General features: G+C 72.7%; 15 protein-coding genes. 9 read left to right on the top strand and 6 right to left on the bottom strand.

Annotated features, from left to right (window positions below; translation table 11 throughout):
* Positions 1 to 8: 8 nt before the first annotated feature.
* Entirely contained in the window at positions 9 to 812 is an 804-nt protein-coding gene (locus tag ACH4T9_RS16665; protein ID WP_396674882.1) for a maleylpyruvate isomerase family mycothiol-dependent enzyme, read from the bottom strand.
* Positions 813 to 991: 179 nt separating this feature from the next.
* Here ACH4T9_RS16665 and ACH4T9_RS16660 point away from each other — a divergent pair, with 179 nt between their 5' ends.
* On the top strand, positions 992 to 1,930 hold the full coding sequence (locus tag ACH4T9_RS16660) for a hypothetical protein (protein ID WP_396674880.1): 939 nt from the start codon (positions 992 to 994) through the stop codon (positions 1,928 to 1,930).
* 52 nt (positions 1,931 to 1,982) lie between these two features.
* On the opposite strand, the gene ACH4T9_RS16655 is transcribed toward ACH4T9_RS16660, so the two are convergent.
* Complete coding sequence (locus ACH4T9_RS16655) at positions 1,983 to 2,534, bottom strand: peroxidase-related enzyme (protein ID WP_350889695.1); 552 nt, start codon at positions 2,532 to 2,534, stop codon at positions 1,983 to 1,985.
* A 248-nt stretch (positions 2,535 to 2,782) separates the two neighbouring features.
* Between ACH4T9_RS16655 and ACH4T9_RS16650 the strand changes: the two genes are divergently transcribed.
* The 3 genes from ACH4T9_RS16650 to ACH4T9_RS16640 all read left to right on the top strand — a co-directional run bounded on the left by ACH4T9_RS16650 (position 2,783) and on the right by ACH4T9_RS16640 (position 6,023).
* Positions 2,783 to 3,937, top strand: a complete 1,155-nt coding sequence (locus tag ACH4T9_RS16650) for a M20/M25/M40 family metallo-hydrolase (protein ID WP_396674879.1) — start codon at positions 2,783 to 2,785, stop codon at positions 3,935 to 3,937.
* Between the two features lie 185 nt (positions 3,938 to 4,122).
* Positions 4,123 to 5,241: a glutamate--cysteine ligase gene (locus ACH4T9_RS16645; protein WP_396674878.1), complete on the top strand. Its 1,119-nt coding sequence runs from the start codon at positions 4,123 to 4,125 to the stop codon at positions 5,239 to 5,241.
* A 182-nt stretch (positions 5,242 to 5,423) separates the two neighbouring features.
* Positions 5,424 to 6,023 carry a nitroreductase family protein gene (locus ACH4T9_RS16640; protein WP_396674913.1) on the top strand — a complete coding sequence of 200 codons (600 nt, stop codon included), beginning with the start codon at positions 5,424 to 5,426 and terminating at the stop codon, positions 6,021 to 6,023.
* Between the two features lie 3 nt (positions 6,024 to 6,026).
* Here the strand turns inward: ACH4T9_RS16640 and ACH4T9_RS16635 are convergent, their stop codons facing one another.
* The gene (locus ACH4T9_RS16635) at positions 6,027 to 7,577 is read right to left on the bottom strand and encodes an NAD(P)-binding domain-containing protein (protein ID WP_387017292.1); all 1,551 of its coding nucleotides are present in this window, start codon (positions 7,575 to 7,577) and stop codon (positions 6,027 to 6,029) included.
* Positions 7,578 to 7,755: 178 nt separating this feature from the next.
* Positions 7,756 to 8,070: a hypothetical protein gene (locus tag ACH4T9_RS16630; protein ID WP_396674877.1), complete on the bottom strand. Its 315-nt coding sequence runs from the start codon at positions 8,068 to 8,070 to the stop codon at positions 7,756 to 7,758.
* Between the two features lie 585 nt (positions 8,071 to 8,655).
* Here ACH4T9_RS16630 and ACH4T9_RS16625 point away from each other — a divergent pair.
* From ACH4T9_RS16625 to ACH4T9_RS16605, 5 genes are all read left to right on the top strand, one after another.
* Positions 8,656 to 10,626 carry a CRTAC1 family protein gene (locus tag ACH4T9_RS16625; protein ID WP_396674875.1) on the top strand — a complete coding sequence of 657 codons (1,971 nt, stop codon included), beginning with the start codon at positions 8,656 to 8,658 and terminating at the stop codon, positions 10,624 to 10,626.
* A complete protein-coding gene (locus ACH4T9_RS16620) occupies positions 10,623 to 11,606 on the top strand; it encodes an enediyne biosynthesis protein (protein WP_396674873.1) in 984 nt (327 codons plus the stop codon). The genes ACH4T9_RS16625 and ACH4T9_RS16620 overlap by 4 nt, the downstream gene beginning before the upstream one ends.
* Positions 11,607 to 11,703: 97 nt before the next feature.
* The gene (locus tag ACH4T9_RS16615; protein WP_396674872.1) at positions 11,704 to 17,523 is read left to right on the top strand and encodes a type I polyketide synthase; all 5,820 of its coding nucleotides are present in this window, start codon (positions 11,704 to 11,706) and stop codon (positions 17,521 to 17,523) included.
* Position 17,524: 1 nt separating this feature from the next.
* Entirely contained in the window at positions 17,525 to 17,998 is a 474-nt protein-coding gene (locus tag ACH4T9_RS16610) for an acyl-CoA thioesterase (RefSeq protein ID WP_396674870.1), read from the top strand.
* A gap of 45 nt (positions 17,999 to 18,043) precedes the next feature.
* Positions 18,044 to 18,544, top strand: a complete 501-nt coding sequence (locus ACH4T9_RS16605; protein WP_396674911.1) for a flavin reductase family protein — start codon at positions 18,044 to 18,046, stop codon at positions 18,542 to 18,544.
* A gap of 286 nt (positions 18,545 to 18,830) precedes the next feature.
* On the opposite strand, the gene ACH4T9_RS16600 is transcribed toward ACH4T9_RS16605, so the two are convergent.
* Both ACH4T9_RS16600 and ACH4T9_RS16595 read right to left on the bottom strand, forming a co-directional pair.
* Positions 18,831 to 20,198 carry a cytochrome P450 gene (locus ACH4T9_RS16600; protein WP_396674869.1) on the bottom strand — a complete coding sequence of 456 codons (1,368 nt, stop codon included), beginning with the start codon at positions 20,196 to 20,198 and terminating at the stop codon, positions 18,831 to 18,833.
* On the bottom strand, positions 20,195 to 21,181 hold the full coding sequence (locus ACH4T9_RS16595; RefSeq protein WP_396674909.1) for a DUF1702 family protein: 987 nt from the start codon (positions 21,179 to 21,181) through the stop codon (positions 20,195 to 20,197). The genes ACH4T9_RS16600 and ACH4T9_RS16595 overlap by 4 nt, the downstream gene beginning before the upstream one ends.
* Positions 21,182 to 21,399 lie beyond the last annotated feature (218 nt).

Here is a 21,399-nt window from a genome sequence, read left to right as displayed (position 1 = left end):
CCCTCGGCTCAGGACGGCATCCGCATGGTCCGCAGGAAGACGGGCAGCAACCAGGGCCGCCGCCCGCCGACGGACAGCCTGCGGGCGAGCACCGCGCGCACCCGGTGCACCCGCCCGAACAGCATCAGGGTGAAGGTGGCCGGGTCGAAGGAGAGCCGGACGTCCGGGCGCGGGTCCGGCGGTCCCACCGACACCCGCCCGTCGACCAGGGCCAGGGTCACCTCCGGGCCGAAGCGGTGCCGGAAGTTCACCGAGATCCGTCCCGGGCGCGCCGGGGCGTCGCGGTCCAGCAGCCGGCCGTAGCTGCGGCGGGTCAGGTCGACCAGGAACAGGTCGACGAAGAGCGCGGCGTCGGCGGGGTCGATGACCCATCGCCTCCCGAGCGCCCGGGCGATGTCCCAGGCGTGGATGTTCAGCTCGTTGAGCAGGTGGGCCAGCAGCCCCGTGACCGGCAGCCGCGCGCCGCCCAGCCAGGACACCTCGTGCTCCGGCCCGGTCTCCCCGACCACCCGTAGCACCTCCTCGACGTCGGCGCGCAGCCGGTCGGCCAGGACCGGCAGGCGCCGCTCGGTGAAATGCCGCAGCACCTCGGCGTTCATCACCGAGATGGTGTCGACGGTGGTGCGGCGGCGCAGGTCGAGCAGGCCGGGCACCGGAAGGTCGGGCGGGGTCTCCCGGACGAGGGACAGGCCCATCGCGGCGACGCCGCACAGGTGGGCCATGGTGTCGGCCACCGTCCAGTGCGCGGTGGCGGCCCGGTCGGGCGGGGCGTCCTCGACGAGGTCGAGCAGCCGCCCCAGGACGACGGGCACGGAGGTTCGGACGCGGCGCCACTGATGCGGGGTGACCGACATACGTCCACGATGGACGAGACAGTAGGTGGAACGCTTGTTCGAGGTTGCCGTTCTACCGCCACGGCTGCCGTCGGGCCCGGCGCGGATTCGGCAATATCGAAGAAGCCAGTTGGCGGAACCGTCCCCACAATCCATCCATGACTGTCACCGGAAGCGCAGGCGCGGTCCACGTCGCCGCGCACCCCCACCCGCGGGCGCGCGGGCGGATCGTCCTGGGCGGTGTCGCGGCGGGGGTCCTGCTCGCGGTGCTGTGGTCGTACGAGTTCGTCGACCACGTGATCGGTGACAACGTCGCCAACGCCCTGCTGGGCCACGACGCGAAAGCCACCGCCATCGGCGGCACCGTCGCGGGCCTGGTGTTCGCGTTCGTCTCCGGCCTGGCCGGCACGTTCACGGCGTGCAACATCGCCATGGCCGCCGCGGTCGGCCCGATGAGCCAGGCCGGCGGCACCGGGGCCACCCGGGCCGGGCTGCGCGGGCTGCTGCGGCCGGTCGGCTGGCTCACCGTCGGGATGGTGGCGGTCTCCGCGGTGTACGGCTTCGTCGGCGTGCTGCTCGGCGACCGGCTGCCGCAACTGTCCACCGACACGGTCGGCGGGCTGCCGGTACGCCTGATCCAGTCGATGGTCGTCTTCGGCGTGATCGGGCTCGCCTTCGTCTACCTCGGGCTCGCCGCGCTCGGGACGCTGCCCGACCCGTTCGCGCACCGCCCGGTCGCCCGGGTCGTGGTGCTCGGCGCGCTGGTCGGCGGGTTCCTCATCGGCCGGCCGTACCCGCTGTTCAACAAGCTGTTCCACTGGGCGGTGGACACCGGGAACCCGCTCTACGGCGCGGGCGCGTTCGTGCTCCAGTCGCTGGGCAACATCGCCATCGTCGCCGCGCTGTTCGCGCTGATCATCGTGGCCACCCGGGGCCGGTTCATCCAGTGGCTGGCCGCCAGCCCCACCCGCACCGCCGCGGTGACCGGGGCGCTGCTGATCGCGCTGGGCGTGTTCATGGTCGTCTACTGGGACGTGCGGCTGCCCGCGATGTTCGACTACGGCTGGTTCCCCACCATGCCGTACAACGCGCGGTAGCGCCCCGCCGTGCCGGCGGGCGCGTCCCCGCGCCCGCCGGTGTCCGCGCCGGTCAGGCCGAGCCGACGTACCCGCCGGTCTTGATCCGCTGCGCGGTCTCCTCGTAGGCGACCGGGTCCTCCGGCAGCCGGGTGCCGAGCCCGTCGACGTAGCGGTTGAACATGCAGAACGAGGCGGCGATCAGCACCGCGTCGTGGATCTCCAGATCGGTGGCGCCCTCGGCGCGGGCCGCGTCGACCAGCTCCGCGCTCACCTTCCGCCCGCTCTCCTGCACCGCCGCGGCGATCCGTAGCAGGCCGCGCAGCTTCGCCGACACCTCGGCCGCGTCCAGGTCCGCCCGGACCTGTTGCACCAGCGGCATACCGCCGTCGAGCTGGGCGGCGGCGAACGCGGAGTGCGACGAGCAGCAGAACGTGCAGTCGTTGAGCCCGGAGACGTACGCCGCGATCAGCTCCCGCTCCCCGGCCGTGAGGGTCGGGTGCGGCGCGTGCAGCAGCGCCTCGGCCAGCGCGTTGAGCGCGACGGCGGTCTCCGGCCGGTAGCGCATGAGCCCGGTGATCCCCGGGTGTTCCGCCTCGTCCAGACCCAGATCGATGTGTGCCACATGCTCTCCTTGGCGTGACAGGCCGCGGCCGGCGGCAACGCGGTCCTGCTGCGCATGGTGCCGCCCCGGCGGCCCGTCCGCTTCTTCCTGCGTGCCCCGTTCGGGCCGGCGACCCGGACCGCCATCTCTCCCAGCGTGCCGTCTCCAGGGCCGGCACCTGGGCCGACACGGAGCGCCACGAGCAGGGCACGGACGCGTATTGCCGCTGCGTACGGGGCGCTGCCACGATCGGCCACATGGTCAACACAATGGACTTGCGGCAGGGGGCCCTGGCACAGACCGGGGCCCTGGTGGACCGACTTCGCGAACTCGTGCACCAGGAATCCCCACCCGGGGAGGTACGTCAGCTGCACGCCTGCGCCGACCTTCTGGAGAGCTGGATCAGCCCGGTGCTGGGCCGCCCCGCCGTGCGGGTGATGCGCGACGGTCTGCCGCACCTGCTCTGGCCGGCCGACGACCAGCGGGTGCTGCTGCTCGGGCACTACGACACGGTGTGGCCGGAGGGGACGGTGCGGGACTGGCCCTTCGCGCTCGCCGACGGCATCGCCACCGGCCCCGGGGTGTGCGACATGAAGGCCGGCATCGTCCAGATGGTCACCGCCCTGTCGCTGCTGCCCGACACCTCCCGGGTGGGGGTGCTGCTGACCTGCGACGAGGAGAGCGGATCGCCGACGTCCCGGCCGCTGATCGAGCAGCAGGCCCGGCGCTCCCGGGCGGTGCTGGTGGGCGAGCCGTCCACGGAGACGGGAGCGGTCAAGGTCGCCCGCAAGGGCGGCTCGAAGTACGAGATCACCATACGCGGCCGGGCCGCACACGCGGGCGTGGAGCCGCACCGGGGGGTGAACGCGGCGGTGGAACTGGCCCACCAGGTCCTGGCCGTGCGGGCGTTCGCCGCCGAGGGCACCAGCGTCACGCCGACGGTGCTCAGCGCGGGCACCATCAGCAACCAGGTGCCCGAGTCGGCGACGTTCTGCGTCGACGTACGCGCCTGGACCCGGGAGGAGCTCGACCGGGTGGACCGGTTGATCCACGCGATGACCCCCTGGCTGACCGACGCCGCGCTGGTGGTGGGCGGCGGGATCAACCGGTACCCGTTGCAGGAGGCGGTGGCGACGCCGCTGCTGGAGATCGCCCGGCGGGCGGGCCGGGAGCTGGGCCTGCCGCCGGTGGAGGCCGCACACGCCGCCGGGGCGTCCGACGCGAACTTCACCGGGTCGCTGGGCGTGGCCACCCTGGACGGCCTGGGCGGGGTGGGCGGCGGGTCACACGCCCGCACCGAGTGGGTGGACGTCACCCAGATGCCCGACCGCGCCGCCCTGCTCGCCGCGACGGTCGCCGGAGTGCTCGCGCAGCCGCGCCGGGGCCGCGTCGCCGCGGACCGGGGCGTCCCCGCCCGCCTCTGAACCCACGGCGGGCCGGAGATCGCCGTCGCCTCCACCAAGGCGCGCGCCGCTGCTCCCCAAGCGCCGGCTTCCCCTCCATAATGGTGCGTCGAGACGGCGCGCCGCCCGGTCCCCGCGCCGCTGCCCACCCGCCGGCGGTCCACGTTCGTGGCCGCCGGCCCAGCGAGCGGGAGGACGACCGCCCCATGACCCTCACCACGCGTCAGACCACGCCGCCGCCACGCTTCGGGGTGGAGGAGGAGTTCCTGGTCGTCGACGCCGTCACCCGGGCCCCGGCGCCCCGGGCCGCCGAGGTCGTCGGGGCGGCGTCCGCGCTGCTCGGGGAGCGGGTCTCCGGGGAGATCACCACCCTGCAACTGGAGACCCGCACCGACGCCTGCGAGACGCTCGGCGAGCTGGCCGCCCAGCTCGCCGAGGCCCGCAAGGTCGTCGCGGACTGCGCGCGGACGGCCGGGCTGCGGGTGGTGGCCACCGGCACCGCCCCCGTCGCCGGGGTGGTGCCGCCGCCGATGACCGTCGGCCCGCGCCAGAGCAGGGGCAACGAGACGTACCGGGGCCTGCACGACGAGCTGGCGCTGTGCGCCCTGCACGTGCACGTGGAGATGCCGAGCCGGCAGCGGGCGGTGCTGGTCGGCAACCACCTGCGGCCGTACCTGCCGCTGCTGCTCACCCTCACCGCGAACTCGCCGTACTGGGACGACCGCGACTCCGGGTACGCGAGCTGGCGGACCACCGTCTGGGGGCGGTGGCCGGTGGCCGGCCCGCCGCCGGTGTTCGACTCGGCGGAGCACTACGACGAGGTGGTGCAGCGGCTGACGGACGTCGGCGCCCTCGTCGACCGGGCCACCATCTTCTGGGACGTACGCCCCTCGGAGCGGCACCCGACCCTGGAGGTCCGGGTCGCCGACTCCGCCGTCACCGCCGAGGACTCGGCGCGGTACGCGGCGCTGGTGCGGGCGCTGGTGGTGCACCTGTCGGCGGCCGTGGAAGCCGGCGAGCCTGCCCCGGACGTCGCCGGCGAGCTGCTGCGGGCGGCCTACTGGCGGGCGGCCCGCGACGGCCTGGACGGCGAGGGTGTGGACCCGCGCACGGGCCGGCTGCGGCCCGCGACCGCGCTGGCCCGCGACCTGCTGGACATGGTGGAGCCGGTGCTGCGCGCCCACGGCGAGCACGACGTCGTCGCGGGATGGTTGGAGCGGCTGGGAGCCGACGGCACCGGGGCGCGGCACCAGCGGTCGGTGGCCCGCCGGGGTGGGACGCTCGCCGACGTCGTCGACCACCTTGCGGAGCAGACCGCGGGCTGACCCTGGCCGCGGTGCCATCATCACCCGCGCCGTCCACGGCGCGGCGATCAGGGCAATTCCGCGCAACCAGCGGCGGGTGCCGTGGGTAATGCTGGAGAAGCCCCCGACCTGCCGATGGAGGCTCTTCCGTGAACCAGATCGAGACCACCCCGTTCCACCTGGACAGGCTGGAACCCACGCTGATGAACCGCACCGCCCGGGCGTTCGCCGACCAGATGGCGGCCCGCCGGTCGGTACGACACTTCTCGGCCGAACCCGTGCCGCTGGACGTCGTCGAGGAGGCCGTTCGGGCCGCCGCGACGGCGCCCAGCGGCGCCAACCTGCAACCCTGGCGCTTCGTGATGATCACCGACGCGGAGCGCAAGCGCCAACTGCGGGAGGCCGCCGAGGCCGAGGAGATCGAGTTCTACACCCGACGCGCCTCGGCCGAGTGGCTCAATGCGGTGGCCCCGATGGGCACCGACTGGCAGAAGCCGTTCCTGGAGACCGCCCCGGTGGTCATCGTCGTGTTCGAGGTCCACCAGGGCCCGCAGACCCCGAGGCCCTACTACGTCAAGGAGTCGGTCGGCATCGCCGTCGGCATGCTGATCACCGCCCTGCACCTGTCCGGGCTGGCCACCCTCACCCACACCCCCAGCCCGATGCGGTTCCTCAACCAGATCTGCGAGCGCCCGGCCGAGGAGCGCGCCTGCGTGGTGATGCCGGTCGGCTACCCGGCCGAGGGGGTCACCGTCCCGGACCTGACCCGCAAGCCGCTGTCGGAGGTCATGGTCCGCCGGTAGGCGTCACCGCCCCAGATCCGCGGCGAAGAAGTCGAGCAGGGGCTGCACGTGCCGGTCCGGCCGGCGCCACTCGGCCAGCAGGTCCTCCAGCAGGTGCAGCTCCTCGACAAGTTCCCCGCCCCGGTACCGGCGCAGCACCGGGTGGATGAAGGCGCTCTCGGCGGCCCGGTCGGGCTGCGGGTGCCGCTCGATGGCGAACACGTCGGAGTACGCGTCGCGGCCCCAGCGCAGCGAGAACGTGTAGTAGTGGCTCTCGCCGCCGAACCGCTCCACCGCGTGGTCCTCGGGCAGGTCCTGGTAGTGGCAGGCCCCGCCGACGGGATCGACGACGATGACGTCGCAGAGGAACTCGAACTGGGTCCACAGCGCCGAGCTCCAGTTGACCCGGTCCAGCACCAGCCCGGTGAGCGCCTCGGCGTCGGCGTCCACCTTCTCGTACGGCAGCGGCGCGCCCTCGTACCGCTCGCGCAGCAGGGCGGTGAGCGTCCGCAGGTTGTAGCGGAACCCGTCGATGAAGGCCGAGGACGCCTTCTTGAAGTCGCGGTCCTGGGCGAGCGTGCCGGCGAAGTACAGCCCGTCGACGTCGACCGACTGCCAGTCGGTCCGGGTGGCCGGCAGCCGCCCGCTGGGCACCCTCGCCGGGCGGCAGTTCTCGGCGAACATCGAGGTGTCCATGGCGAAGCCGGTGCAGCGCAGCACGGTCTCGTACTCCATGACGGCCGTCTCGCCGTCGGCGTGGGTGTAGGTCAGGTGCACCTCGTACTTGTCGCCCACCGGGCGGATCTCGTCGATGACGCAGTCGAGCACCGAGTGCAGGGTCTTGAACTGGTAGCTGTCCAGAACGGCGCCGTGGTGGCCCCGTACGTCGCCAGGGTGCTTGGTGTTCCAGGCCAGCCGCATCGGCCGGGGGCTGGCCAGGTGGATCATGGCGGCGTGCCCGAGGATCGCCGAGGCGGTCTCGAAGGCGGAGTTGCCCTTGCCGAGGATGAGCACCCGCTGGCCGGCGTAGTCGGCCGCGTCGGTGCTCATGTCCTCGTAGCCGACCGCGTGCTCGATGCCGCGCACGTCGGGGACGTTCGGGGGGCCCCAGCCGGCGGCCACCACGACGCAGTCGGCGTGCAGCAGTCGGCCGCCGGCCCGCACGAGGAAGCCGTCGTCGGTCTTCTCGACCCGTTCGACGGTGGTGTCGTAGCGGATGGCCAACTGGTGGTGCCGGGCGAAGTCGCCCAGGTAGCGGACCAGGTCGTCCGCGTTGGGGAAATACTCGCGGCTGTAGTCGGAGAACGGCAGGTCGGCCGGCTCGTGCAGCAGCGAGTTCCAGTCCCAGCGCAGCCGGATCTCCGGGTCGGTGCTGGTCGTGTGCACCTTGTTCAGGGAGATCAGCCGGCGGTGCCGGGGGAACCGGCGGAAGAACTCGCCGGGGCTGGTAGCGCGTTCCAGCGTCAGGTAGTCGCTGCCGGCCTGCTGGAGGTAGTAGCTCAGCTGTAGGCCGGCCGGACCTGCGCCGATGATCAGGTAACGGTGGTGCTCGGTGCCTTCTGGCAGTTCGGTCATGGGTGCTCCCGCGTCGAGTACCCAAGACCATTGATGATAAATGCACTTAAGTCAATACATATCCGGGTTGGAGCGTGGCCCCGAAGGGCCGAGGCGCGCCCCCCAACGGGTTCCGCTCCGGTGCCGACCGCCCCCGACGGGTGGACCCCGGGGGCGGTCGGGCGACGTAGGCGCCGGCTCAGGCCGGCTGGGCGGCCGGCTCGCGGTGGCCGCTGACCTTCGCGGCCGGCATCGGGCCGCCGCGGGCGGTGCCGGTCATCTCGTCGCCGTCGATCGTCACGTCGAAGGCCAGATCCATCCGCATCGGCCTCTTGATGGACTGGTACCACGACAGGCGGTTGCCCTCCAGTTGGAGGTCGTTCAGGGTGAGCGTTTCCTTCTCACCACGCGAAATTCCCTGTAGGACACCGCCCTCGCTGAACAGCTCGAGCTCGGTACGGCGGGTGCCGAACGGGGTGGCCACGGCCACCTTCCAGAATCCCTCGACAGACACGACGGCTTCCTCTCTTCCCGGTCCCGGGCGGGGTGATCCCCGAAGACAGCGCGCCCGGGCAGCGCCGTAACCCACGCTAGCCACCGCGCGGTCCACAGTTAGTCGCCATATTGCCGTCTTCGGCCCCCCGGGTGGACACAGCGGGTCAAGACGACGAGATTGACCTAAAGGGATCCGGAGCGTCAAACCGTCCGTTAAACGCGAACCAAACGGCGGCAGGCTGGGAGAACGTCGGGAGCAATGTGAAAGAAGCGCACTCCGGGGCCACCGTCGCACGATGAAGTCGCACGATGAACCTGGGCCCGATCCGGTCGCCCTAATCCAATTTCCCCGCCCGTAGCAGGAGGAAACCAGGCACCCCAGGAATCAGATTCGCCACGTCGGCTAAAGAGGCCGGAGGAACCCCTCCACCGGCCGGGTCCGACGCGCCTGCGGACCTATCCCGCCAGGCGACAATTCCCCATCCCCCACCCGCGCGCCGCCACGAAACCGATCCGTGGAACACCGCCGCGGCGGCGCCGTCTGCCCTGTTCACGCCATCGGCTTTGGCAGAAGTCGATGGCACTGTCGTAAGGAGACCTTACCGTGCTGGGTCAACGCACACGCTCGCTCAGTCCCGGAATAGTCGCGATTCTACTCGCGGCCTCGCTCTTTTTCATCATCGACAGCCGCGTGTCCGTCGCCGGAGCCGAGGAGGCCGCCACACGATACCGCTTCACCGAGCAGCCCATCGCCTACCCGGACGGCTACGACAAGCTGCCCAAGAGAACGATCCGGGACGTCAACCCGACGTACCACAAGATCCGGGCCTGGATCTCGTCGGTCGGCGCGAGCATCGCGCTCAACGACCTCACCGACCACGGCCGGGCCAACAGCATGTGCTTCGTGGACGTCCGCACCAACCACGTGGTGGTCACCTACGCGCCCACCGCGCCGAAGGAGGACCAGTTCACGCCGTTCATCCTCGACGCGGCGCCGCTGCCGATCGACGACACCATGGCGCCGATGGCCTGCGTCCCGGGCGACTACAACCTCGACGGCCGGATGGACCTGATGGTCACCTACTGGGGCCGGGTGCCGATCATGTTCCTGCGCAAGGCCGGCGCCACCACGGTGTCCAACGCCACGTACCAGCGCCAGGAGCTGCTGCCGCAGAGCTCGCCGGACGGCCGCTACCACGGTCCCAAGTGGCACACCAACGCCTCCCTGGTCAGTGACCTCGACGGCGACGGCAAGCCGGACGTGGTGATCGGCAACTACTTCCCCGAGTCCGACGTGCTCAACACCCGGGGCCAGGACAACGTCGAGATGAACGACACCCTGTCCAGCGCCACCAACGGCGGCGGACTGCACGTGCTGCGCTGGCACTCGGCGACCACCGGGGACAACCCGTCGGTGAACTTCGTGGCGGAGCGCGGGGCGGTGCCGTTCAAGAAGTCCACCGGCTGGACGCTGGGCCTGGGCGCGGCCGACCTGACCGCGCGGGGGCTGCCGGACGTCTACGTCGCCAACGACTTCGGGCACAACCACCTGCTGCACAACATCTCCTCCCCCGGCCGGATCAAGTTCAAGGCGGCGATCGGGGAGCGCACCCCCACCACCCCCAAGTCGTTCGTGCTCGGCAACGGCTCGTTCAAGGGCATGGGCATCGACTTCGGCGACCTGGACCGCAACGGCAACTTCGACATGGTCGTCTCCAACATCACCACGGCCTGGGGCCTGGAGGAGAGCAACTTCGTCTGGATCAACCGGGCCCGCGACGAGCGCGACATGCTCGCCAAGCTGGGCAAGGGCGTCGCACCGTTCACCCAGGAGGCCCGGCCGCTGGGCATGGCCTGGAGCGGCTGGGGCTGGGACATCAAGTTCGGCGACTTCCTCAACAGCGGCGACCTGGAGGTCGTCCAGTCGCTCGGCTTCGTCAAGGGCAAGATCAACCGGTGGCCGTGGCTGCAGGAGATGGCCATGATGAACGACGACCTGCTGTCCAACCCGGCCATGTGGCCGAACCTGCAACCCGGTGACGACATCGCCGGCAGCCAGCCGCTGGCGTTCTTCGCCCGCACGGCCAGCGGCGAGTTCGCCAACATCACCAAGGAGGTCGGGCTCGACGTCCCGATCCCCACCCGCGGCGTCGCCACCGCCGACACCCGGGGCACCGGCGCGCTGGACCTCGCGGTGGCCCGGCAGTGGGGCCCGCCGGCGTTCTACGTCAACGAGGCGCCCAGCAAGGGCAACTTCCTGAACCTGCGGCTGTACCGGCCGGCGATCGGCGCCCCTGAGGGCCAGATGCTCTGCACCCCGGCGTACGGCGCCACCGTCACGGTGACCACGCCGGACGGCCGCAAGCAGATCTCCCAACTCGACGGCGGCAGCGGCCACGCCGGCAAGCGGAGCTTCGAGGTCCACTTCGGCCTCGGCAACAACAATGGCCCGGTCACCGTCGACCTGCGCTGGCGCGACCTGGGCGGCCAGCAGCACAGCACCAGCCAGCAGCTCACCGCCGGAACGCACACCCTCGTGCTGACCGACCGCGTCGAGGAGGTTCCGAACCGATGACCACGATCGCCCCGCCCCCCAGCATCAACACCGCCCCCGCGGCCCGCGTCGCCCCCGCCCCGGCCAAACCGGAGCCCGACCGCCGCTACCTGGCCTTGCGCAACTTCGCCCTCTCCATCAGCATCTTCAACATCTTCGGCTACACCCTGCTCGGCTTCGAGCAGCCGTGGCTGTGGCCCATTCTCGCGGTGCTCACCGCCTACGCCGCCGAGATCACCTTCGAGCTGATCCGGGCCTGGGCCAAGAAGGAGACACCCCGGTTCCTCGGCGGCGGTGGCCGCCGGGTGTACGAGTTCCTGCTGCCCTCGCACATCACCGCGCTGGCCTGCAACATGCTCCTCTACGCCAACGACATGTTCCTGCCGATCGCGTTCGCCGTGATCGTCGGCGTCACCGGCAAGTACGTCCTGCAGGCCCCGGTCTACGGCCGGATGCGGCACTACATGAACCCGTCGAACTTCGGCATCACCATGGCGCTGGTCTGCTTCGGCTCCTGGATCTCCATCGCCCCGCCGTACGAGTTCACGGAGAACGCCAACACCTACTTCCGGGTGATGATCCCGATCATCATCGTCACCGCCGGCACCGTGATCAACGCGCTGCTGACCCGCAAGGTGCCGTTGATCGTGGGCTGGCTCGGCGGCTTCGCCATCCAGGCGTTCATCCGGCACTGGATCTGGGACGTCGCGCTGTTCTCCGCGCTCGGCGTGATGACCGGTGTGGCGTTCGTGCTGTTCACCAACTACATGATCACCGACCCGGGCACCACCCCGGCCAAGCCGATGAACCAGTTCATGTTCGGCTCCTCGGTGGCCATGGTCTACGGCGTGCTGATGCTGTTCAACGTCGTCTACACGCTCTTCTTCGCGGTGGTCGTGGTCTGCGGCATCCGCGGACTGGGCTGGTGGATGGCGAGCCTGCGCAAGAAGTCCCGGGACCAGGCCGGGCTGTCCCTCGGCACCCCCAGGCGCATCGCGTGATCCGGCGGGACAGGACGCGCCGCGCCGGCTGGCGCGCCGCGCCGGCCGACCAGGTCGACCCCGTCAGGGCGGTCGACGGACGAAGCGAGGAGCAGGAATGAGCGAACGCATCGCGGTCGTCGGGATCGCCTGCCGATATCCCGACGCCGAGAACCCCAACCAACTGTGGGAGAACGTGCTCACCGGCCGCCGGGCGTTCCGTCGGCTGCCCGACGAGCGGATGAACTCCGAGGACTACTACTCCCCCGACCCGACCGCGCCCGACCGGTTCTACTCGGCCAAGGCCGCCGTGATCGAGGGCTTCGAATTCGACCGGGTCAAGTACAAGATCGCCGGCAGCACCTTCCGGTCCACCGACATGACGCACTGGCTGGCCCTGGACACGGTCGCCCGGGCGCTGGAGGACGCCGGCTTCCCGGACGGCGAGGGGCTGCCGCTGGCCACCACCGGGGTGGTCATCGGCAACACCCTCACCGGTGAGTTCAGCCGGGCCAACCTGCTGCGGCTGCGCTGGCCGTACGTGCGGCGCACGGTCGGGGCGGCGCTGCGCGAACAGGGCTGGGGCGACGCCGAGGTCGGCACGTTCCTCGACGAGCTGGAGCCGCGCTACAAGGCGCCCTTCCCGCCGATCGACGAGGACACCCTGGCCGGGGGCCTGGCCAACACCATCGCCGGGCGGGTGTGCAACCACTTCGACTTCAAGGGCGGCGGCTACACCGTCGACGGCGCCTGCTCGTCGTCGCTGCTGTCGGTCTCCACCGCCTGCAACGCCCTGGCCAACGGCGACCTCGACGCCGCCGTGGCCGGCGGGGTGGACCTGAGCATCGACCCGTTCGAGGTGATCGGCTTCGCCAAGACCGGGGCGCTGGCCACCGGGGAGATGCGGGTGTACGACCGCAACTCCAACGGGTTCTGGCCGGGCGAGGGCTGCGGCATGCTGGTGCTGATGCGCGACGAGGACGCCGTGGCGCGCGGGCTGCGGCGGCACGCCGTCATCGCCGGCTGGGGCTACTCCTCCGACGGCAAGGGCGGCATCACCCGGCCCGAGGCCAGCGGGCACCGGCTGGCCATCCGCCGGGCGTACGAGCGGGCCGGCTACGGCATCGACTCGGTCGCCTACCTGGAGGGTCACGGCACCGGCACCGCCGTCGGCGACGCCACCGAGCTGACGGCGTTCACCGAGGCCCGGCAGGAGGCCGACCCGGCGGGCGCGCCCGCCGCGATCAGCACCGTGAAGGGCAACTTCGGCCACACCAAGGCCGCCGCCGGGGTCGCCGGGCTGCTCAAGGCGATCCTCGCGGTACGCCAGCAGGTCATCCCGCCGGCCACCGGGCACGTCGACCCGCACCCGGTGCTCGACGTGGAGCGGCCCGCCGTGCGGGTGCCCGCGACGGCGGAGCTGTGGCCGGCGGACAAGCCGGTCCGGGCGGCGGTGTCCTCGATGGGCTTCGGCGGCATCAACGCCCACGTGGTGGTCGAGAGCGCGGAGAACGGCCGGCGGACCCGGATCGGGGCGTCGACGGCCGCGCTGGTGCGCTCCCGGCAGGACACCGAGCTGCTGATGTTCGACGCGCGCACCCCGGAGGAACTGGGCTCACGGCTGTCGGACCTGGCACCGTGGGTCGGCCGGCTGTCGTACGCGGAACTGGGCGACCTGGCCGCGACCCTGGCCGGGAAGCTGGCCGACCGGCCGGTGCGGGCGGCGGTGGTCGTCGCGTCGCCCGAGCAGGCGCGGCAGCGCCTGGAGCGGCTGGTCGAGCTGGTCGACTCCGGCGAGCAGCGGGTGATCGACGCGACCGGGGGCGTCTTCCTCGGCTCGACGGGTTCCGCCCCGCGGATCGGGTTCCTGTTCCCCGGCCAGGGCGCGGGCCGGCGGGCCGACGGCGGCGCGCTGCGCCGCCGGTTCGAGGAGGTCGACACCCTGTACCAGGACCACCAGCCGCCACCCGGCGCGGACCTGGTGGCCACGGCGGTGGCGCAGCCGCGGATCGTGACCGCGTCGGTCGCCGGCCTGCGGGTGCTGTCGATGCTCGGGGTGCGGGCGGTCGGGGCCGCCGGGCACAGCCTCGGCGAGCTGACCGCCCTGCACTGGGCCGGCGCCATGGACGAGGCGACGCTGATCGCGACCGCCGGCGCACGTGGCCGGATCATGGCAGACGCCAGCGCCGGCGACGGCACGATGGCCAGCATCTCCGCCGCCCCCGAGGTGGTCGAGCCGCTGCTGGTCGGCACGCCGGTGGTCATCGCCGGCTACAACAGCCCGCAGCAGACCGTGGTCTCCGGTCCGGTCGCGGCGGTGGAACAGGTCGGCGCGCTGGCCGAGCGGTCCGGGCTGTTCTGGACCCGGATCGCGGTGTCGCACGCCTTCCACTCGGAGGCAGTCGCCCCGGCCGCGGTCGCGTTCGCCGAGCACCTGGGCAGCCTGCCCTTCGCCCCGCTGTCCGGTGGGATGGTCTCCACGGTCACCGGGGACGTGCTGCCGGCCGACACCGACGTGCCCGACCTGCTGCGCCGGCAGGTGCTGGACCCGGTGCGGTTCACCCAGGCGGTGCGCCGCCTGGCCGACGACGCCGACCTGCTGCTGGAGGTCGGTCCGGGTCGGGTGCTGCGCGGCCTGGCCGCGGACATCGCCCCGGAGGTGCCGACGATCTCGCTGGAGACCGACAGCCTGTCGCTGGCGGGCCTGCTCAACGCGGTCGGCGCCGCGTACGCGGCTGGCGCGGCGGTGAACCACTCGGTGCTGTTCCAGGACCGGTTCACCCGGCCGCTGGAGCCGGGCCGGCCGCTGCGGTTCTTCGCCAGCCCCGCCGAGTCGGCGCCGGCCGGGGACTTCGCGGTGGCCCGTGCCGGGGCCGAGCCGGCCGCCGTCGCGGTGTCGCCGGCCGGCGCGTCCGTCGCGGCCTCCGGGCCCGGCGCGACGGTCGACACCCTGGAACTGCTGCGCCGGCTCGCCGCCGAGCGGGCGGAGCTGCCGCTGGAGGCCGTACGGCCGGACAGCCGGCCGCTGGACGAGCTGCACCTCAGCTCGATCACCGTCGGGCAGATCGTCAACCAGGCCGCCCGGGAACTCAACGTGACCGCCCCGACGCTGACCTCCAGCTACGCCACCGCCACGGTGGCGGAGATCGCGCAGATCCTGGACGAGGCCGGCGGTGGCGGCGACGCGGAGGAAGCGGAACGGTCGATCGCCGGGGTGGCCCCGTGGGTCCGGGCGTTCGCGGTGGACCTGGTGCCCACCGAGGCCGGTCCGCGGGTCGGTGCCCCGGTCGAGGGCGGCTGGCAGGCGTTCACCGCCGGGCACAGCCCTCTCGCCGAGCCGTTGCGCGCGGCGCTGCAACAGGCCCGGGTCGGCGGTGGGGTGCTGCTGTGCCTGCCGCGCGACTGTCAGCCCGAGCACATTCCGGTGATGCTGCGGGCCGCCCGGGCCGCCGTGTCACAGGGTGGCCCCGTCCGGTTCGTGGCGCTGGGCGACCGGCGCAACGCGGCCGGCCTGGCCAAGACGCTGCACCAGGAGCACCCGGAGATCACCACCACGGTGATCACGCTGCCGCTGGCCGGCGACCCGTCCGCCGACGACATCGCGGCCACGGTGTCCCGGCTCGTCGCCGACGTGGCGGCGACCGCCGAATTCAGCGAGGTCAACTACGACGCCGACGGCAACCGGTACGTGCCGGTGCTGCGGCCGGCGCCCCTGCCGCCCAACGGCGGGCCCGGCCTCGGGGTGGAGGACGTGCTGCTGGTCACCGGAGGCGGCAAGGGCATCACCGCCGAGTGCGCCCTGGCGCTGGGGCGGGACACCCTGACGGCGGTCGGCCTGATCGGCCGCTCCGACCCGGCGGCCGACGCGGAACTGGCGGCCAACCTCGAACGGCTCACCGCCGCCGGGGTGCGCTTCCACTACGCCCGGGCGGACATCACCGCCCTGGACGAGGTGAAGGCGGCCGTCAACGACATCGAGCGGGTGCTCGGCCCGGTCACCGGTGTGCTGCACGGCGCCGGCCGCAACGAGCCGACCACGGTGGTCAGCCTCGACGAGGCGACGTTCCGGCGGACCCTCGCGCCGAAGATCGACGGGCTGGAGGCCGTGCTCGCCGCGACCGACCCGCACACGCTGCGGCTGCTGGTCACCTTCGGCAGCATCATCGGCCGGGCGGGGCTGCGCGGCGAGGCGCACTACGCCACGGCCAACGACTGGATGACCGACCTGACCCGCCGGGTCGGCGAGGACTACCCGCACATCCGGTGCCTGGCGCTGGAGTGGTCGGTGTGGTCCGGCGCCGGCATGGGAGAGCGGCTCGGGGTGCTGGAGGCCCTCACCCGCGACGGCATCGCCCCGATCCCGGTGGAGGCCGGCATCGCCACCCTGAAGGAGGTGCTGGCCAGCCCGTCCGCGCCGCAGGCGCTGGTGGTTATGGGCCGCGCCGACGGCCTGTCCACGGTCACGCTGGAGCGGCGCGAGCTGCCGCTGCTGCGCTTCGTCGACCGGCAGCAGGTGCACTACCCGGGCGTGGAGCTGGTCGTGGACGCCGACCTGACCGCCGACGACGACCTCTACCTGCCCGACCACCTGCTCGACGGGGACCTGCTCTTCCCCGCCGTGCTGGGCATGGAGGCGATGGCGCAGGCGGCGGCGGCGCTCACCGGGCGCACGGAGGCCCCGGTGCTGGAGGACGTCGAGCTGCTGCGCCCGATCGTGGTGCCGCCCTCGGGCAGCAACACGATCCGGATCGCGGTGCTCGCCGCGGCCGACGGCGCGGTCGAGGCGGTGGTGCGCAGCAGCGACACCAACTTCCAGGCCGACCACTTCCGGGCCCGGCTGCGCTGGGACCAGCCGCTGCGGGTCGAAGCCCGGCCGGGGACCGCCGCCGCGCGGCTGCTGCCGATCGACCCGGCCCGCGACCTGTACGGCCCGGTGCTGTTCCAGGGACGGCGGTTCCAGCGCCTGCTGGGCTACCTGGACCTGGCGGCGACGAGCTGCACGGCGCGGGTGTCCAACCGGCCGGTCGACGCGTGGTTCGCCCGGTACCGGCCCGGCGACCTGGTACTCGGCGACCCGGGCACCAGGGACACGGTGATGCACGCGTTGCAGTGCTGCGTGCCGGACGCGACCCTGCTGCCGGGGGCTATCGAGCGGCTGCACCTGGCCGACCCGAAGGTCGCCGCCACCCTGGACACCGTCACCATCCACGCGGTGGAGCGGCTGCGCCAGGGCGACACCTACCACTACGACGTGGACGTCTGCGACGGCGACGGCAATCTCGTCGAGCGGTGGGTGGGGCTGCGCCTGCACGCCGTACGCAAGCAGGACGGCACCGGGCCGTGGCTGCCGGCGCTGGTCGGCCCGTACCTGGAGCGGCGGGCCGGCGCGTTCCTGCCCGACGAGCTGCGCTGCGTCGTACGGCCCGACGACCCGGACGCCACCGGCACGCCGGCCCGACGCCGGCAGACCGCCCGGGCGGTGAGCTGGGCGTTGGGCGCGGAGACGACGGTGCGTTACCGGCCCGACGGCAAGCCGGAGGTCGACGGGGACGTCCGGATCTCCGCCTCGCACGGCGCCGGGGTCACCTTCGCCGTCGCCGGCGCCTCGGCGGCGGTGGGCTGCGACGTGGAGCTGGCCGCGGCCCGTTCCGCCGAGGAGTGGGAGGGCCTGATCGGCCCGGACGGGGTCGCCCTGTCCACGCTGCTGGCCCGGGAGCAGGGCGAGGACCTGTCGGTCGCCGCCACCCGGGTCTGGGGCGCGGTGGAGTGCCTGCGCAAGAACGGCCACACCCGGGTCGACCTGGTGGCCGAGCCGAACGGAACGGCCGGTTGGGTCGCTCTGCGGTCGGGGGCGGCGCGGGTCGCCACCTTCGTCACCGCGCTCAACGACATCGGCGACCCGGTGGTGTTCACGATGTTGGCGGAAGGAGTCAGGTGAGATGGAGTCCTACTACGAGTACCGGCACCTGGTGGGTTTCGAGGAGACCAACCTCGTCGGGAACGTCTATTACGTCAACTACCTGCGTTGGCAGGGCCGGTGCCGGGAGATGTTCCTGCGGGACGAGGCGCCGGAGGTCCTGGCGGACATCCGCGACGACCTGAAGCTGTTCACGCTCAAGTGCGAGTGCGAGTTCTTCACCGAGATCACCGCGTTCGACGAGCTGTCGATCCGGATGCGGCTGGAGGACCTCACGCAGACCCAGATCGGCTTCGCGTTCGACTATGTGCGGCTGCGTGACGGCTTCGAGGAGCTGGTGGCCCGGGGTCGGCAGCGGATCGCGTGCATGCGCGGCCCGAACACCGACACCCGGCCGACCCGGGTGCCGGACACGCTGCGCGCGGCCCTGTCGCGCTACGCGGTGCCCCTCGCCGCAAGTGGCCGGCGGGTGTCCGAAGGCGTCGGGGAGGGCTGAGCCGTGACCAGAGCGGACCAGCGACCGACCGCCGGCCCGGCGACGATGCCGGCGCCCGCGGCCGACCACGCCGAACTGCGGGCGGTGATGGGGATGTTCGCCACCGGCGTGACGGTGGTGACGTCGGGCCGGGACCTGCCGCACGGCATGACCGCGAACGCGTTCACCTCCGTGTCGCTGGACCCGGCGATGGTCCTGGTGTGCGTGAAGCGCAGCGCCGTCATGCACGACACCATCCTGGCCCAGGGCACCTTCGCGGTGTCCATCCTGGCCGCCGACCAGGAGGGGCTGGCCCGGTACTTCGCCAGCTCCAGCAGGCCCCGCGACGAGCGGGAGTTCGAGACGGTGCGGTGCGAACCGGGCCCGCACACCGGCGCGCCGATCGTGACCGGGAACGTGGCCTGGGTGGAGTGCAAGCTGGCGGCGGTGTACGACGGCGGCGACCACTCCATCTTCCTCGGCTCGGTCCTCAGCACCGGCCGTGGTGACAGCAGTGACGCACTGCTGTTCCATGGCGGCCGGTTCCGCGAGGTCGGCAAGGGCTGACCGGGTCGGCCACCGACGGCCGGGCGGCCACGCACCCCGCGTGGTCGACCCGGCCGTCGCCGTGCGGGCCGGGCGCGGGAAGCACAGGGCCCGCGGGAACCAAGGACAGGCGCGGGAACCACAGGGCAGGCGCGGGAACCACAGGGCAGGCGCGGGAACCACAGGGCAGGCGCGGGAACTATCAGCAGGGCCAGCGCGGGGCGACCTCGTCGGGGCCCCGGGCGGACACGACGAGGCGCAACCGGCGGGAAGCACCGGTTGCGCCTGGATCGACGAGTCGGACGGGTCAGGCCTCGTGGACGTGCATCGGCAGGCCGCCCCGCACCCGCAGGGTCAGCATCGGCTCCGGCACCACCTGGTAACCGGGGCTCAGCGACAGGCGTAGCTGACGGGCCACGCAGGCCAGGACGAACACCGCCTCCATCAGCCCGAGGTTGTTGCCGACGCAGAAGCGCGGGCCGGCGCCGAACGGGATGTAGGCGTACCGCGGTCGGTCGGTGCGCCGGTCCGGGTCGAACCGGTCCGGGTCGAAGCGGTCCGGGTCGGGCCAGAACTCCGGGTGCCGGTGCAGGGTGTACGGGCACAGCACCAGGTCTGCGCCGGCGGGCACGTGCCACCCGCCCACGTTGTCGTCGGCCTGGGCGATGCGCGGCAGCAGCCACACCGGCGGGTACATCCGCATCACCTCGTCGACCACCATCGCGGTGTACCGCAGCCGGTGCAGGTCCTCGTACACCGGGTTCCGGTCGCCGAGCACCTCGACGGCCTCGGCGTGCATCCGCTCCCACACCTCGTGGTGCTGGTCGAGCAGGTAGAAGGTCCAGGTGAGGGTGCTGGCGGTGGTCTCGTGCCCGGCCAGCAGCAGGGTGACCAGCTCGTCACGCATCCGCTGCCGGGCCACCCCCGGGTCGGTCTCCCGGCTGGTCGACTCGATGAGGCGGGACACCACGTCGTCGCGGCCCTCGGTGCCGCCGGGCTCCGCCCGCCGGTGCGCCACCAGCCGGTCGACGATCTCCTGGAGCTCGGCGCGGGCCCGGCGGAAGCGCAGCTGCCGGGGCAACGGCACCCAGGTCGGCACGGCGCTCAGCGACATCATCTCAAAGATCGCCTGGTCCTGGACCGCCTCGAACGCCTCGCCGATCCCGCCGAACTCGCTGAGGTCGGCGTCGAGCAGCGTCCGGCCCAGCACGCCGAGGGTCAGCTCGGTCATCTCGTGCCGGATGTCGACCGGGTCGCCGCCGGCCATGCGTTGCAGCCGGGCGGCCATCCGCACCGCCTCCTCGGCGACCGCGTCGGCCTGACGGGCGATGCGGCGCGCCTGGAACACCGGCTGGATCACCTTGCGCTGCTTGGTCCACAGCTCGCCCTCACTGGTCAGCAGGCCGTCGCCGAGGGTACGGCGGGCGTGCACCAGCCCGATGCCCTTGTGGTAGTTGCCGGGGTTCTCGGCCAGCACGTGCTTGGCGTGGTCGGGGTGGTTGAAGAAGTAGAGCGTCTTCGGCCCCAGCGGCAGCCGGACCGCGTCGCCGTGCCGGGCGGAGACCGCCCGCATGACGTCCAGCCGGTTGCGGGCCATCCGCCCGAGCAGCACCGGCGCCGTCCAGGGCGACGGCCCCGGCGGGCGCAGCCGGCCCCGGTCGGCGACGGCGGTCACGGCTGCACCCTCGCGCCGACCCGGAACCGCTCGGCCACGGCCCGCCGCCACACCTCGTAGGCGGGCAGGCCGTCGGCCGCCGGTCCGGCGGGGATCAGCTCGTCGGTGATCCGGCCCGCCTCGGCGGCGGAGGTCCGGCAGAACACCCGGGCCGCCAGCTCCGTGTGCGGTACCAGCAGCCCGGCCCTGATCCGGGCCTGCGCCGCGAACGCGGAGGCCTGGGCGACGAACGGGGCGTGCTCGCCCGCCCGGGTCAGGAACAGCCGCAGCTCTTCCTCGGTGCAACCGCCCGCGTACGTCGCCGCGAGCCCGGCGCCGCTGTAGAGGTCCTGGTGCCGGGCCGGCGCGAACCGGTCGATGAGGTCGGCCGCGAGCGTCGGATCGCACCCGGCGACGAACCAGGTGGCCCGGCCGATGCCCTGGTCGATGGCGCGGGCGGCGTACGAGGTCGGGCCCTCGGCCGGCCACGGGAAGTCGGTCACCGCGCGCCGGCCGTGCACATACTCGTCGGTGTGGAAGTACGCCTGGTGGAAGCCGTAGCCGTCGTGCACGAGCCAGCGCAGCAACGGGTCGGTGCCGGCCGCGAGAGCCCGCCGCCACAGGAACTTCGGCAGTCGGGCGAGCGCCCAGCCGATCCCGACGTACGCCATGTAGACGTGCCGGTCGCCGGTGCCGGCGAGGAACTCGGCGCTGCGCCGAGGGGTGCCCGGGGTCAGCGCGTCGACCAGCGCGAAGCCCATGGCCGCGCCCTCGTAGGCGAACCCCTGGAACCGGGTGGGCAACTCGGCGAGGTCGGTGTCGACGTCGGTCACCCGGCGTGCGCCGGCGGCCGAGGAGAGCCCGGTCAGGAACGACGAACCGACCGTCTCCAGGATGGTGCGGGCCTCCGGCCCTTTGTCGTGGAACCCCCGGGTGGAGACGAGGGTCTCCGAGACGTCGGGGGTGAGGACGCGGCGCCTGAGCGCCCTGATGGTGCCGGCCACCTGCTGCTCCAATACATCCAAAATTGACGATCCAACTGCCCCATCCTCCGGGCCGACCGGTGTCCGCCGCCACTTCCCGCTTGCCCTCTGACCTGCGGTGCAATGGCCAGGACGACGGCACGCTGGGAGTAGTTCGCCGTCGCCGGACGGGGCAGGATCGAGCCGCCCGCCAGGCCCGGCAGCCGCGACGCGCCGCGCGTCCCACGCCGGTCGCGGGC

The organism is Micromonospora sp. NPDC020750, assembly GCF_044334565.1.
In the GTDB taxonomy this organism is placed as follows: Bacteria; Actinomycetota; Actinomycetes; order Mycobacteriales; family Micromonosporaceae; genus Micromonospora.
This window is presented reverse-complemented; position numbering and strand designations above follow the sequence as displayed.